Source organism: Citrobacter sp. wls827, assembly GCF_005280875.1.
Classification (GTDB): domain Bacteria; phylum Pseudomonadota; class Gammaproteobacteria; order Enterobacterales; family Enterobacteriaceae; genus Citrobacter; species Citrobacter youngae.
Window position 1 is genome coordinate 234,374 of record NZ_SZWR01000001.1, and the last position, 13,747, is coordinate 248,120.

13 protein-coding genes and 1 pseudogene are annotated in these 13,747 nt (G+C 52.3%); 10 read left to right on the forward strand and 4 right to left on the reverse strand.

Annotated elements, in window-relative coordinates:
• Positions 1–18: 18 nt before the first annotated feature.
• Both dpiA and dpiB read right to left on the reverse strand, forming a co-directional pair.
• Positions 19–699: a two-component response regulator DpiA gene (gene dpiA, locus FDX03_RS01115; protein ID WP_005120841.1), complete on the reverse strand. Its 681-nt coding sequence runs from the start codon at positions 697–699 to the stop codon at positions 19–21.
• Positions 668–2,330 (reverse strand): annotated as a pseudogene (gene dpiB, locus FDX03_RS01120) (sensor histidine kinase DpiB). Before dpiB ends, dpiA begins: the two are co-directional and overlap by 32 nt.
• Before the next feature lie 389 nt (positions 2,331–2,719).
• On the opposite strand from dpiB, the gene citC reads away from it, so the two are divergent.
• From citC to rna, 8 genes are all read left to right on the forward strand, one after another.
• Positions 2,720–3,796, forward strand: a complete 1,077-nt coding sequence (gene citC / locus FDX03_RS01125) for a [citrate (pro-3S)-lyase] ligase (protein ID WP_048212308.1) — start codon at positions 2,720–2,722, stop codon at positions 3,794–3,796.
• Complete coding sequence (gene citD / locus FDX03_RS01130; protein WP_005120843.1) at positions 3,793–4,089, forward strand: citrate lyase acyl carrier protein; 297 nt, start codon at positions 3,793–3,795, stop codon at positions 4,087–4,089. Before citC ends, citD begins: the two co-directional genes overlap by 4 nt.
• The gene (locus tag FDX03_RS01135; protein WP_048212309.1) at positions 4,086–4,994 is read left to right on the forward strand and encodes an aldolase/citrate lyase family protein; all 909 of its coding nucleotides are present in this window, start codon (positions 4,086–4,088) and stop codon (positions 4,992–4,994) included. The genes citD and FDX03_RS01135 overlap by 4 nt, the downstream gene beginning before the upstream one ends.
• Before the next feature lie 9 nt (positions 4,995–5,003).
• On the forward strand, positions 5,004–6,536 hold the full coding sequence (gene citF, locus FDX03_RS01140) for a citrate lyase subunit alpha (protein WP_137345361.1): 1,533 nt from the start codon (positions 5,004–5,006) through the stop codon (positions 6,534–6,536).
• A gap of 3 nt (positions 6,537–6,539) precedes the next feature.
• On the forward strand, positions 6,540–7,094 hold the full coding sequence (citX, locus tag FDX03_RS01145) for a citrate lyase holo-[acyl-carrier protein] synthase (RefSeq protein ID WP_137345362.1): 555 nt from the start codon (positions 6,540–6,542) through the stop codon (positions 7,092–7,094).
• Entirely contained in the window at positions 7,063–7,968 is a 906-nt protein-coding gene (gene citG / locus FDX03_RS01150) for a triphosphoribosyl-dephospho-CoA synthase CitG (RefSeq protein WP_061067504.1), read from the forward strand. Before citX ends, citG begins: the two co-directional genes overlap by 32 nt.
• A 23-nt stretch (positions 7,969–7,991) precedes the next feature.
• Positions 7,992–9,455, forward strand: a complete 1,464-nt coding sequence (gene citT, locus FDX03_RS01155) for a citrate/succinate antiporter CitT (protein WP_048212313.1) — start codon at positions 7,992–7,994, stop codon at positions 9,453–9,455.
• A gap of 110 nt (positions 9,456–9,565) precedes the next feature.
• Positions 9,566–10,372, forward strand: a complete 807-nt coding sequence (gene rna / locus FDX03_RS01160) for a ribonuclease I (RefSeq protein WP_137345363.1) — start codon at positions 9,566–9,568, stop codon at positions 10,370–10,372.
• Between the two features lie 41 nt (positions 10,373–10,413).
• On the opposite strand, the gene FDX03_RS01165 is transcribed toward rna, so the two are convergent.
• The gene (locus FDX03_RS01165) at positions 10,414–11,037 is read right to left on the reverse strand and encodes a flavin reductase family protein (protein ID WP_137345364.1); all 624 of its coding nucleotides are present in this window, start codon (positions 11,035–11,037) and stop codon (positions 10,414–10,416) included.
• A 96-nt stretch (positions 11,038–11,133) separates the two neighbouring features.
• Complete coding sequence (locus tag FDX03_RS01170) at positions 11,134–11,964, reverse strand: alpha/beta hydrolase (RefSeq protein WP_137345365.1); 831 nt, start codon at positions 11,962–11,964, stop codon at positions 11,134–11,136.
• 733 nt (positions 11,965–12,697) lie between these two features.
• Between FDX03_RS01170 and rnk the strand changes: the two genes are divergently transcribed.
• Together rnk and uspG are read left to right on the forward strand one after the other, a co-directional pair.
• Positions 12,698–13,108, forward strand: a complete 411-nt coding sequence (gene rnk, locus FDX03_RS01180) for a nucleoside diphosphate kinase regulator (RefSeq protein WP_005120853.1) — start codon at positions 12,698–12,700, stop codon at positions 13,106–13,108.
• 183 nt (positions 13,109–13,291) lie between these two features.
• A complete protein-coding gene (uspG, locus tag FDX03_RS01185) occupies positions 13,292–13,720 on the forward strand; it encodes a universal stress protein UspG (RefSeq protein WP_005120854.1) in 429 nt (142 codons plus the stop codon).
• Positions 13,721–13,747: the final 27 nt, after the last annotated feature.

Below are 13,747 nucleotides of genomic sequence, written 5' to 3' on the forward strand. Positions count from 1 at the left end.
CTTAAAGGATGACGTGTATTAGCCGCCGTGGTAAATACGCTGCGGTCTACCTACCTTCCCGTGAATAATCTCTGCAATGATCAAATGGCGGCTGGCACAGTACTCCAGGTAGCGTCTGGATGTTGTACGGCTGATGGTTAGCGCCTGGGCGATCGTTTCCGCAGTATGATGTACCGTCGGATCAGCAAATAACTTCAGTACAGCATTCAGCGTTAGCGCGTCGATTCCCGTCGGCAAATCCCCTTTCGGCTCACCGCGCGCATAGGCATTAAACATTTCATCAATCTGTTTTTGGCTGGCACTGTCATTACCGGCCAGCATTCTTCTGCGTTGCTGATAGCGGGTAAGCGTCTGCCCCAGTCGCTCGTAGGCTATGGGTTTAACCAGATAATCAAACGCCCCGCTGCGTACGGCTTCTGAGACCGTATCCATATCACTGGCTGCCGTGGTAAACACCACGCCGCCAGGGTAACGTGCCTGAGTCAGCTCGTGTAACAGAGTTATGCCCTTGCCATCCGGCAAGTAATTATCAAGAAGAATCAAACCGGGCTTAAAACGCTCAATCATCATTCTTGCCTGCGCAAGATTACCCGCCAGCCATATCTGGCTAAAACCGGGTATATGGCGGATATATTCAGCATGCATTTCCGCCAGTAGCGTTTCATCCTCAACGATCAACAGCGTTAATGGTTCCGTCATTGTTTTTTTTTCACTTTCGGAAGAAATAAAGAAAATAAGGTGCCGCAGGGGGCGTTATCTTCGAGCGTAATAACCCCATTACAGCGCCTCACATAACTTGCAATCAGATACAAACCGATGCCATGTTCGCCTGGTTCATCGGTACGAGTGCTCACACCCTGTTCAAATATTTTTTCGCGCAATGCTTCCGGTACGCCACAACCTTGATCGGCGACTTCGATGATCACCTCGTCGCCCTCATCGCTCAGATAGAGTTCAACGACCTTGTTACCCTGCTGGGTACGCAAACTGGCTTCAAAAGCATTATCAAGCAGATTACCAACAATTGCTGCAAACTCTGTGCTATCCAACCCCTCAGGAAGTTTATGCAGTTGACTGCCAGGCACAATGGTCATTGTGAGACCCAGTTCCCGCGCACGCTGTACCTTGCCAAACAGCAGGCCTGCAACCTGACGATCGGCGAAAGCGCCGCGCAGACTATCAATGAGTTGCTGCTGCGCCTGGGATTCTCCCTGCACCATGGCCAGAACCTTGTCATATTCTTTCATTTGCAGCAGGCCATTGATGGTCGACATCCAGTTCAGGTGCTCATGGCGCAGCGTTCTCAGGCTCTCTACATACTGTTTGATCTGCGTTAATTGCGCATTAAGGGTAGCAATTTCATCTTTACTACGAAAACTGATGATTGCCCCGAGCAGTTCATCGCCTGAGCGGATAGCCTCGCGGTTGGCAATAACACTCAACCCATTAAAGTTAACCATCGCATCCTGGCGCTTTTCCGCAATCTGCTGGGTAAAAAAGTCTGCTGGCTGAACGACGTCCGCAATCGGCTTACCCAACCACTTACGTCCAGGCGACGAGAGCCCCAGCATTTTTCTCGCACTGCGGTTTATCGCCGTAATGCACCCGTCAGGATCAACAGCAATTAAGCCTTCGTAGACTGAGCTAAACAGCGCCTCCTGCTGACGTACCACCCGCGCAATTTGTTTAGGCTCCATACCCAACATCTGACGCCGAATATGGGCGGCAAAAAACCAGGAAAGTAACATAAGCACCAGTAACAACAGAATGAACACCCCAGCCATCGGAAGTAAGAAATCCGAGCGCCAGCTGTCTATTTTACTGATCAGGTAGCCAATTGAGACAACACCGATGATTTTACCATCATCATCAAAGATAGGGGTTTTGGCGCGCATCGCCATCCCGATAGATCCTTTACCGGTAATAAAGTAGCTTTCCCCTTTCTCCAGCGCGCCGGGTTTGGTGAACTGCATAGGGTAGCCAATTTTATCCGGATTAGGGTGATAAAGACGGATCGAGTGGGTATCGCCAATAACCACATAGTCAAAGTCAGTCCCGCTCTGCAACTTATCCGCTATCGTTGCCAGACGCTCGTAATCACGGTGCTTTACGGCAGCAATAATGCTGTCGTTGGAAGCGATAATTTTCGCCTGATTCATTGCCATATCGCGGACATGCGTTGTCAGATAATCTTCAAAGCTGGCGGTAAAGTATTGTGCTAACGCCGCGATGATAAAAACAGAAACGACCAGAATGAGTAGAAAAATACGCAACGGAAACGCCAGGCTGCGAAAAAAAGGAAACCGTGTTTTATTTTTCTTTTTTGACATGTTTTTTCCTCACCGACGTTAACCGAAACTTATTTTTCGTTGTATATGTAATAAAAATGTTTTATTTACAAGTCACGGCCTAAAATAGGATCGTTACAGATTCCCCACCTTAAATCAATTAAACAAATAAAAACCACACGCTATTTTCGGGTTAAATTAATTAAAAAACTTAAAACCATAAAACACATTAAAACCATCTAACTTATTGTGAAATAAATCAAAATTTGCCGCCGAAATACTCCTTACGATGTATGCAACAGGGAAAAAAAGAAATACTCCGTAATAAAAAAACATTCCCTTCAATTGCAAACAAAACGTTATCAAGTTGCTAAACAGAGCAACAAAAACAGAAACCCAGTAACAAATATACCATCGGGGCTCTATTTACTATGTTCGGTAATAATATATTCACGCAAGTTAAACGCTCAGAAAATAAAAAGATGGCGGTTATCGCTCAATTTCTGAAAGAGAACGATTTGAGCGTTGATACCACCGTCGAAGTATTTATCACCGTCACCCGTAACGACCGTCTGATCGCTTGTGGCGGTATCGCCGGCAATATCATTAAATGCGTCGCGATCTGTGAATCCGTACGCGGTGAAGGCTTAGCGCTGACGCTGGCGACTGAGTTAATCAACCTCGCCTACGAGCGGCATTGCACCCATCTCTTCATCTATACCAAAACCGAGTACGAGTCACTGTTTAAGCAGTGCGGCTTTTCGACGCTGACCAGCGTGCCCGGCATTATGGTGTTAATGGAAAACAGCACCACTCGCCTCAAACGTTACGCTGAATCACTGGCAAAACAGCGCCGTGAAGGGAAAAAAATTGGCTGTATCGTGATGAATGCCAACCCCTTCACCAACGGGCACCGTTTTCTGATCCAACAAGCCGCCGCACAGTGCGACTGGCTGCATCTGTTTTTGGTGAAAGAAGATACTTCGCGTTTCCCGTATGAAGACCGACTGGACCTGGTCCTCAAAGGGACAAAAGATATTCCACGTTTAACCGTACACCGCGGTTCGGAATACATCATCTCTCGCGCCACGTTCCCGTGCTACTTCATTAAAGAGCAGAGCGTTATTAACCACTGCTACACCGAAATAGACCTGAAAATTTTCCGTCAGTACCTGGCCCCGGCACTCGGCGTTACGCACCGTTTCGTCGGTACTGAGCCATATTGCACCGTCACCTCCCAGTACAACAACGATATGCGCTACTGGCTGGAGACCCCAACACTTCCCGCCCCGCCGATTGAACTGGTGGAAATTGAGCGGCTGTGTTTCCAGGAGATGCCGATTTCCGCCTCCTGGGTGCGCAAGCTGCTGGTTAAAAAAGATCTCACGGCTATCGCATCCCTGGTACCCGAAGCCACGCTGCACTACTTGCAAAGCATGGTTGAGCGAACCTCATCGGCTGCGGCAGTCCGCCAAAATACCCCCGCATTAGCAACAGGTGAAAAATGAAAATAAACCAGGCAGCCGTCGCAGGCACACTCGAGTCCGGTGATGTGATGATCCGCATCGCCCCGCTCGATACGCAGGATATTGACCTGCAGGTTAACAGTAGCGTCGAAAAGCAGTTCGGTGATGCCATCAGGGCCACCATTCTGGACGTTCTGTCCCGCTATAACGTCCGCGGCGTGCAATTAAATGTTGATGATAAAGGCGCACTGGACTGCATTTTACGTGCGCGACTGGAAGCATTACTGGCCCGCGCCAGCGGCATTCCGGCACTGCCATGGGAGGATTGCCAATGATTTCCGATTCTTTACAACAACGTAAATCCCGCACACGCCGCAGCATGTTGTTCGTACCAGGCGCTAACGCCGCGATGGTCAGCAACTCATTCATCTACCCGGCAGATGCGCTGATGTTCGACCTGGAAGACTCCGTCGCACTGCGTGAGAAAGACACCGCGCGCCGCATGGTCTATCACGCGCTGCAGCATCCGCTGTATCACGACGTTGAAACTATCGTGCGCGTAAACGCCCTCGACTCCGAATGGGGCATCAACGATCTTGAAGCCGTGGTACGCGGTGGTGCTGACATCGTGCGTTTACCCAAAACGGATACCGCCCAGGATGTCATCGACATCGAAAGCGAAATCCTGCGCATCGAGAAAGCCTGTGGTCGTGAACCCGGCAGCACCGGTCTGTTGGCTGCTATCGAATCACCATTAGGTATTACCCGCGCGGTAGAAATTGCCCATGCTTCCGAGCGTCTGATCGGTATTGCGCTCGGCGCAGAAGACTACGTGCGTAACCTGCGCACTGAACGCTCCCCGGAAGGTACTGAACTGCTGTTTGCCCGCTGCTCAATTCTGCAGGCTGCGCGTTCTGCGGGCATTCAGGCGTTCGATACCGTCTATTCCGATGCCAATAACGAAGCGGGTTTCCTGCACGAAGCCGCACACATCAAGCAACTGGGTTTCGATGGTAAGTCGCTCATCAACCCGCGTCAGATTGAACTCCTGCACAACCTGTATGCCCCGACGCGCAAAGAGCTGGCTCACGCACGTCTGGTGGTAGAAGCCGCTGAAGCCGCTGCCCGCGAAGGTCGTGGCGTGGTTTCCCTGAACGGCAAAATGGTCGACAGCCCGGTTATCGAGCGCGCCCTTCTGGTTATCTCCCGTGCAGAACTTTCCGGCATTCGCGAAGAATAAGGCAAAAAAATGACGCAGAAAATCGAACAGTCTCAACGCCAGGATCGCGTGGCGACCTGGAGCCGTCATGCAGAAAGCGAGCTTTCCGCTTATCAGAGCACCGCAAAAGTTGAATTACAGGCGCAAAAACCGCGCAACAAAAAACTGTGCGCTAACCTGGAAGAGGCCATTCGCCGTTCAGGCTTACAGGATGGCATGACCATCTCCTTCCACCACGCTTTCCGTGGTGGCGATCTGACGATCAACCTGGTGATGGATACCATCGCTGCAATGGGCTTTAAAAACCTGACGCTGGCTTCCAGCTCCCTGAGCGACTGCCATGCGCCGCTGGTTGAACACATTCGTCAGGGTGTCGTCAGCCGTATTTATACTTCTGGTCTGCGTGGCCCGCTGGCGGAAGAGATCTCCCGTGGCCTGCTGGCCGAACCGGTACAGATTCACTCCCACGGTGGACGTGTACACCTGGTACAAAGCGGCGAACTCAACATTGATGTCGCCTTCCTCGGCGTACCGTCCTGCGACCCGTTTGGTAACGCCAACGGTTATACCGGTAAAGCATGCTGCGGCTCACTGGGCTATGCCCGTGTAGACGCCGAAAACGCGAAACAGGTTGTCCTGCTGACCGAACAGCTGCTGACCTACCCGCATAATCCAGCCAGCATTACCCAGGATCAGGTGGATCTGATCGTGCAGATCGATCAAGTCGGCGATGCGGACAAAATCGGTGCTGATGCCACTCGCATGACCACCAACCCGCGTGAACTGCTGATCGCCCGCAGCGCAGCAGAGGTTATTGCTAACTCCGGCTACTTCAATGAAGGCTTCTCACTGCAGACAGGCACCGGCGGCGCGTCTCTGGCCGTTACCCGTTTCCTGGAAGACAAAATGCGCAGCCGCGACATCCGTGCTGACTTTGCGCTGGGCGGTATCACTGCCACCATCGTTGACCTGCATGAGAAAGGTTTAATCCGCAAACTGCTGGATGTACAGAGCTTCGACCGTAATGCGGCAGAGTCCCTGGCCCGCAATCCAAATCACATTGAAATCAGTGCCAACCAGTATGCCAACTGGGGCTCAAAAGGCGCCTCTGTCGATCGTCTGGATGTGGTGGTACTGAGCGCATTAGAAGTAGACACCAACTTCAATGTGAACGTACTGACCGGTTCTGACGGCGTACTGCGCGGCGCATCCGGTGGTCACTGTGATACAGCTGTTGCCGCAGCGCTTTCCATCATCGTCGCACCGCTGGTTCGCGGGCGCATCCCGACGCTGGTTGATAACGTCCTGACCTGCGTAACCCCAGGTTCCAGCGTTGATATCCTGGTCACTGACCACGGTATCGCCGTCAACCCTGCGCGCCCTGAGCTGGCAGAACGTCTGCAAGAAGCGGGTATGAAAGTCGTGTCCATTGAATGGTTACGCGAACGTGCACAGCAGCTTACCGGTCAGCCACGCGCAATCGAATTTACTGACCGCGTAATTGCCGTTGTGCGTTATCGCGATGGCTCAGTGATTGACGTTGTGCATCAGGTGAAGGAATAAGCCATGCACCTGCTCCCTGAACACGCCACCTGCCACGCGGTTTCCATTCCCGAGCTGCTCGCCAGCCGTGATGAGAGACAAGCGAGGCAACATGCCTGGCTCACGCGTCAACACGCGCCATTGGTCTCTTTTACCGTGGTAGCGCCAGGTCCGATCAAAGACAGCGAATTAACCCGTCGCATCTTTAATCACGGCGTCATCGCCCTGCTTGCGCTGGCGAAACAATCATCCTGGATTGTCAGGGAGCAAACTGCGCTGGTCTCCGCCAGCGGTCCGGAAGGTCTGTTGTCCATCGAGGCACCAGCCCACGACCTCAAGCTTGCCACTATCGAGCTTGAGCATTCACATCCGCTGGGACGGTTATGGGACATCGATGTCCTGACCCCTGAAGGAGAAATCCTGTCCCGCCGTCATTTCGCGCTTCCTGCCCGCCGCTGTCTGTTGTGCGAGCAAAGCGCTGCAGAATGTGCGCGGGGTAAAACCCACGCGCTTTCCGACTTACTCATTCAAATGGAGGCACTGCTGCATGATGCCGATTCCCGCAACATCGACGAATAACGCAGTCCTTCCACTGGATCTGCCCGACGCCTACGCAACGCTTGCCTGGCGCGCCATGCTGACTGAAGTCAACTTATCGCCCAAGCCAGGTCTGGTGGATCGCATTAATAATGGCGCGCATAAAGATATGGCGCTGGAAGATTTTCATCGCAGCGCCGAAGCGATTCAGGCCTGGCTGCCACGTTTTATTGAATATGGGGCGTTTAGCGCACAGCTGTCGCCTGAGGATGTATTGAAAGGACTGCGTCCGCTGGGTATGGCCTGCGAAGCTGATATGTTTCGCGCCACCGCTGGGGTAAATACCCACAAAGGCAGCATCTTTTCTCTGGGACTGCTGTGTGCCGCCATTGGCCGCCTGCACCAGCTCCAGCTGACTGTTACCGCTGAAACCATTTGCTCTACGGCAGCAACATTTTGCCGGGGCCTGACCGAGCGCGAACTGCGCCAGAACAATCAACAACTCACGGCTGGCCAACGTCTTTATCAGCAACTGGGATTAACCGGCGCACGGGGCGAAGCCGAAGCGGGATACCCGCTCGTCATCCAGCATGCCCTGCCGCACTACCGCGCACTGCTGACTCAGGGCCGCGACCCTGAACTGGCGTTACTCGACACTTTATTGCTGCTGATGTCAATCAACGGCGACACCAACGTGGCTTCACGTGGCGGCGCAGAAGGTCTGCGTTGGCTACAGCAGCAGGCCACCGCCCTGATACAGCAAGGGGGGATTCGTACCCCTGCCGATCTCGAATACCTACACCAGTTCGACCAACAGTGCATTGAACGCAACCTCAGTCCCGGAGGCTGCGCCGATCTGCTGATCGTCACCTGGTTCTTAGCTCAGATTTCACAAGTTCATCATTATCACAATTAAAGATCCTTTCCGGAGAATCACACATGTCTTTAGCAAAAGATAAAATATGGAAGTTACTGGCCCCATTGGTCGTAATGGGCGTCATGTTTCTTATCCCCGTCCCTGATGGAATGCCTCCACAGGCCTGGCACTACTTTGCCGTGTTTGTGGCGATGATCGTCGGTATGATCCTGGAGCCAATTCCGGCAACAGCGATCAGCTTTATCGCCGTAACGATCTGCGTTATCGGCAGCAACTATCTGCTGTTTGATGCTTCAGAACTGGCCGACCCGGCATTTAAAGCGGGTAAGCAAGCGCTGAAATGGGGTCTGGCGGGCTTCTCCAGCACCACCGTGTGGTTGGTGTTTGGTGCGTTTATTTTCGCACTGGGTTATGAAGTCACCGGTCTGGGTCGTCGTATCGCGCTGTTCCTGGTGAAATTCATGGGTAAACGCACCCTGACGCTGGGCTATGCGATTGTTATCATCGACATTCTGCTGGCGCCGTTTACACCGTCCAACACCGCGCGTACCGGTGGTACTGTATTCCCGGTTATCAAAAACCTGCCGCCGCTGTTTAAATCCTTCCCTAACGATCCTTCCGCGCGCCGTATCGGCGGATATCTGATGTGGATGATGGTTATCAGTACCAGCCTGAGCTCCTCTATGTTCGTGACCGGCGCTGCGCCAAACGTACTGGGTCTGGAATTCGTTAACAAAATCGCCGGAATTCAAATCAGCTGGTTGCAGTGGTTCCTCAGCTTCCTGCCGGTCGGTATTATTTTGCTGATCGTTGCTCCGTGGCTGTCCTATGTTCTGTACAAGCCGGAAGTCACCCACAGTGCTGAAGTTGCCGCATGGGCCGGTGATGAACTGAAAACCATGGGTAAACTGACCCGTAAAGAGATAACGCTGATCGGTCTGGTTCTGCTCAGCCTGGGTCTGTGGGTCTTCGGTGGTAAACTGATTGATGCAACCGCAGTGGGTTTGCTGGCGGTCTCCCTGATGCTGGCGCTGCACGTGGTACCGTGGAAAGATATTACCCGCTATAACAGCGCATGGAACACCCTGGTCAACCTTGCCACTCTGGTGGTAATGGCCAACGGTTTAACCCGTTCCGGTTTTATCGACTGGTTCGCCAACACCATGAGTACGCATCTGGAAGGTTTCTCGCCTAACGCGACAGTAATCGTGCTGGTGCTGGTGTTCTACTTTGCTCACTACCTGTTTGCCAGCCTTTCTGCGCACACCGCCACCATGCTGCCGGTTATTCTGGCTGTAGGTAAAGGTATCCCGGGCGTGCCGATGGAACACCTGTGTATCCTGCTGGTACTGTCCATCGGTATCATGGGCTGTCTGACTCCGTATGCAACAGGCCCTGGCGTTATCATCTATGGCTGTGGTTATGTGAAGTCCAAAGACTACTGGCGTCTGGGTGCTATCTTCGGCGTTATCTACATCTCTATGCTTCTGCTGGTCGGCTGGCCGATTCTGGCAATGTGGAGCTAATCATTTCGGTTCACGCCTGATGAAAATGATGCCAGTCAGCTAAACCTGACTGGCATTTTTTATGATTAAATAGATGATATTCAGAATTTATATAAGTATTCGAAATCATCATGACATCAACATGGCGTTATTCTTCATTACTGGCAGCGCTTCTGCTGCCAGTTTCTGCGGCTCAGGCCGATGAACTCCAGGCAAAACAGTACGCTGACTTTGACAGCTACGTGCTGGCCCTCTCCTGGCAAACCGGATTTTGTCAGAGCCAACACGAGCGTAATCGTCAGGAGCCTGACGAATGTCGTTTACAAAAAGAGAGCGCAGACAAAGCGGATTTCCTGACCGTTCACGGTTTATGGCCCAGCCTGCCTAAATCCATTGCCGCCCGTGGAGTAGACAACCGCCGCTGGATGCGTTTTGGCTGCGCGACTCGCCCTATTCCCAACCTGCCTGAAGCACGTGCCAGCCGTAAATGCGCGGCCCCCGAAACCGGGCTGTCGCTGGAAAGCGCAGCAAAACTCAGCGCTGTAATGCCCGGCGCTGGAGGGAGATCCTGTCTGGAACGTTACGAGTATGCCAAACATGGCGCGTGTTTCGGTTTTGATCCCGACGCGTACTTTAGCACGATGGTACGGCTGAATAATGAGGTTAAGAACAGCGAGGTGGGCAAATTCCTGGCGGAAAACTACGGCAAAACCGTCAGCCGTAACGCATTTGACGCTGCAGTTGCCAAAAGCTGGGGCAAAGAGAACGTCAAAGCTGTGAAGCTAAGCTGCCACGGCAATCCAGCGTATCTCACTGAGATCCAGTTCTCCCTGAAAGCCGACAACATCAACCAGACGTTATCTGCACAGTCATTCTTACCGCAACCACATCCAGGTAGCTGTGGTAAACAGTTTATTATCGACAAAGTGGGATATTGAAACTTGCGACCGACGCTGCAAGCTGGCGTCGGTCCGTAAGCTCAGCGTTTTGCTCGGGCGTCCGGGCGAACTAAATCAAAACGGTGTGTTTCACTGATCGAATAATACGCCGTTGGCCCACCAGCACGCAGTACCGGCTTCGCTTTCGCCGTCTGATAGATGCCGTCTTCCAGCAGCGTTTCATCGATGTGGATGCCCACCACTTCCCCCAATACCAGCCAGGTATCAACCGGTGAGCCATCTGCGGCCGTCAGTTGCAGGCTTTGCGATAAGCGACACTCAAAATTGACGGGACTTTGTGCCACGCGCGGCACGTTAACTAACCGACTCTCTGCTTTGCAAAGCCCTGCGGCAAAGAACTCATCCTCGCCGTGCGGCAGACTGGCCGACGTTTCGTTCATCGCACTGGCCAACTCAAGGGTGGTCAGGTTCCAGACAAACTCACCTGTTTCGATAATATTCTGCACACTGTCTTTCCAGCCGCTGCTGGCAAAACCGATAATCGGTGGATGATAGTTAAAGCAGTTAAAGAAACTGTACGGCGCCAGATTATGCCGACCGTTACTGTCACTCGACGCAATCCATCCAATCGGGCGTGGCCCAATAATGGCATTGAGCGGGTCATGTGGCAGGCCGTGTCCCTGTGACGGTTGATAGAAATACATAGCGTTCCCTGTTGAAGTTAACCTCTGCTAAGCATAAATTGTGCTTCGCTCATCCCCCTGGAAAAAGAAGATCAGCGTAGAACAATCCACGAACGATTACGACTGAATAAAGTCGAGTAGATCGGCGTTGATCTGCTGTTTATGGGTGGTGCAAATACCGTGAGACCCTCCGGCATACACCTTCAACTGTACATCTGGTAGGATTTCTGCCGCAACCTTGCCGCAGGTTTCAAACGGGACAATCTGATCGTCATCACCGTGGATCACCAGCGTCGGGATGGTCATTTTTTTGAGATCCTCACGCAGGTCAGTTTCTGAAAACGCGTGGATACAGTCGTACAACGCTTTGATGGAGCCTTGTAAACCCTGTTCAACAAAACTTTCCCTGACGGCTTTCGACTCTTTTGCGCCCGGTCGATTGTAGCCATAGAATGCGGCCGTCAACTCATAGAAAAAGGCGGCACGATCGTTCACAACGCCTTCACGAATGCTATCGAACACCTCCCTCGGTACACCATTCGGGTTAAAGTCGGTTTTAATCATGATGGGTGTTACCGCACCAATGAGTACCGCTTTTGCGACCCTCTGCGTCCCATGGCGGCCAATATAACGAGCAACTTCGCCACCGCCGGTAGAGTGCCCGACATGGACGGCATCTTTAAGATTGAGATGCGCGGTAAGTTCAGCCAGATCGTCAGCATACTGATCCATATTGTGGCCATCCCAGGGCTGGGCCGAACGCCCGTGCCCTCGTCTGTCATGGGCTATCACACGAAATCCTTTCGACCCGAGAAACAGCATCTGATCTTCAAATGCATCTGCGGTTAGCGGCCAACCATGGCTGAACACAATGGGCTGGCCGCTTCCCCAGTCTTTGAAATGCAAATAGCTGCCATCTTTTAAGGTAAGTTTGTCGTACTGGCTCATGAGATCTCCTGTCGAGGAACACTGAGTTGTCGTGACGCGCCCGCAGCGAGCGCTTAAAAAGCATAATGCAAATTTGAGAACGATCACGTTTTTCGGCTAAAATCACACCATACGCGTAATGCTTGTCAGTTAACGAACTAAAGGTAATGAACCTGTTGCCTCTGGTGTATTGTTCCGTTCACCTTATGTTTTCCACTTCTCTGAAACCATACTGCCTGTGAACGTGTTAAGGGTACTATCGCTGTACCCTTAACAATCCCGGCTCCCGGCGGAAAATCGATGAGGCGTTGACGGCTGACCGGGTCTGTCCGCAGGGATGCGGACAGAGGGGACGGCCTGCATGGACGTAGGCTCGGCCCAGACCCGACAGGCAGACGGCATAAGACGAATACATCGCGTAGCGACGATTTTCCCGCCGGGAGCCTGGGTTGCAAGGGAGGTGGCGGCGAGCCTCCCTTGCCCGTTCACGGGGGCTGTGCCGCAGAAAAGTGATGCCGCTGAAGTGAACGGAACCCTGAGCCGGAATCACATGTTCCCTATAATGCTTAACTGGCTGACATTACACCATACGCGACAATATTGATGATTTGCCTGAATGTGAACTAAATCACTTCAAACATGGGGTAAGTCTCAGTATCATCATAAAAGCTAAACCCTTGCCGCCTGACGGTGAGGGTTTTCTTTTGGGATTATTTACCTGCGCATCCGCAGTATCGACGACATGGAGTAATAAATGTCCAGACCAACTATTATCATTAACGACCTCGATGCGGAACGCATTGACCGCCTGTTGGAGCAACCTGCGTTTGCTGGTTTACCGATAGCGGACGCATTAAACGCTGAACTGGATCGCGCCCAAATGTGTTCCCCGGAAACCATGCCGCACGACGTGGTGACCATGAACAGCCGCGTGAAATTCCGCAATCTGAGCGATGGCGAAGTGCGTGTACGTACCCTGGTATATCCGGCCAATATGACTGACAGCAGTACACAGCTTTCGGTAATGGCGCCAGTCGGTGCAGCGCTTCTGGGCCTGCGCGTTGGCGATACGATCCATTGGGAATTACCGGGCGGTACATCGACCCACCTCGAAGTCATCGAGCTTGAGTACCAGCCTGAAGCTGCAGGCGACTACCTGCGCTAACTCTGTCTTATCAAAGCGACTCGCTTTATCTTACAGGGGATGCATCCGCATCCTCTTTCCGGTTAGATCTCCCTGCTCCTCGCTTTCTTTCCTGTTCGCAAAACATAAATCTGTGTCGTGACTGACAGAATCATTTTTAATACTATGCTGTTATGTGTTCATGTAATGACAAGGAGAATGTTTATGTACAACACAATCATAATGCCTGTTGATGTATTCGAAATGGAACTGAGCGACAAGGCTGTTCGCCATGCAGAATTTCTGGCACAAGATAAAGGGGTGATCCATCTGCTGCATGTGCTCCCGGGTTCTGCCAGTCTGAGTCTGCACCGTTTTGCCGCTGACGTTCGTCGTTTTGAAGAGCATCTGCAACACGAAGCGGAAACCCGTCTGCAAACGATGGTCGGTCACTTCAGTATCGATCCTTCCCGCATTAAGCAGCACGTTCGCTTTGGTAGCGTGCGTGATGTGGTAAACGAATTGGGTGAAGAGTTGAATGCAGATGTGGTGGTCATCGGATCGCGTAACCCATCAATCAGCACCCATCTGCTCGGTTCTAACGCCTCCAGCGTTGTCCGCCACGCTACCTTACCGGTGCTGGTCGTTCGCTAATAAAAAAAGAGGCTACCTTCCGGTAGC

Excerpts from the sequence above, each read along its gene's own strand:
- rnk (WP_005120853.1), top strand. The coding sequence starts at position 12,698 with ATGTCCAGACCAACTATTATCATTAACGACCTCGATGCGGAACGCATT.
- uspG (WP_005120854.1), top strand. The coding sequence starts at position 13,292 with ATGTACAACACAATCATAATGCCTGTTGATGTATTCGAAATGGAACTG.
- citC (WP_048212308.1), top strand. The coding sequence starts at position 2,720 with ATGTTCGGTAATAATATATTCACGCAAGTTAAACGCTCAGAAAATAAA.
- FDX03_RS01170 (WP_137345365.1), bottom strand. The coding sequence starts at position 11,964 with ATGAGCCAGTACGACAAACTTACCTTAAAAGATGGCAGCTATTTGCAT.
- citD (WP_005120843.1), top strand. The coding sequence starts at position 3,793 with ATGAAAATAAACCAGGCAGCCGTCGCAGGCACACTCGAGTCCGGTGAT.
- citG (WP_061067504.1), top strand. The coding sequence starts at position 7,063 with ATGATGCCGATTCCCGCAACATCGACGAATAACGCAGTCCTTCCACTG.
- dpiA (WP_005120841.1), bottom strand. The coding sequence starts at position 699 with ATGACGGAACCATTAACGCTGTTGATCGTTGAGGATGAAACGCTACTG.
- rna (WP_137345363.1), top strand. The coding sequence starts at position 9,566 with ATGACATCAACATGGCGTTATTCTTCATTACTGGCAGCGCTTCTGCTG.
- citF (WP_137345361.1), top strand. The coding sequence starts at position 5,004 with ATGACGCAGAAAATCGAACAGTCTCAACGCCAGGATCGCGTGGCGACC.
- FDX03_RS01135 (WP_048212309.1), top strand. The coding sequence starts at position 4,086 with ATGATTTCCGATTCTTTACAACAACGTAAATCCCGCACACGCCGCAGC.
- citT (WP_048212313.1), top strand. The coding sequence starts at position 7,992 with ATGTCTTTAGCAAAAGATAAAATATGGAAGTTACTGGCCCCATTGGTC.
- FDX03_RS01165 (WP_137345364.1), bottom strand. The coding sequence starts at position 11,037 with ATGTATTTCTATCAACCGTCACAGGGACACGGCCTGCCACATGACCCG.
- citX (WP_137345362.1), top strand. The coding sequence starts at position 6,540 with ATGCACCTGCTCCCTGAACACGCCACCTGCCACGCGGTTTCCATTCCC.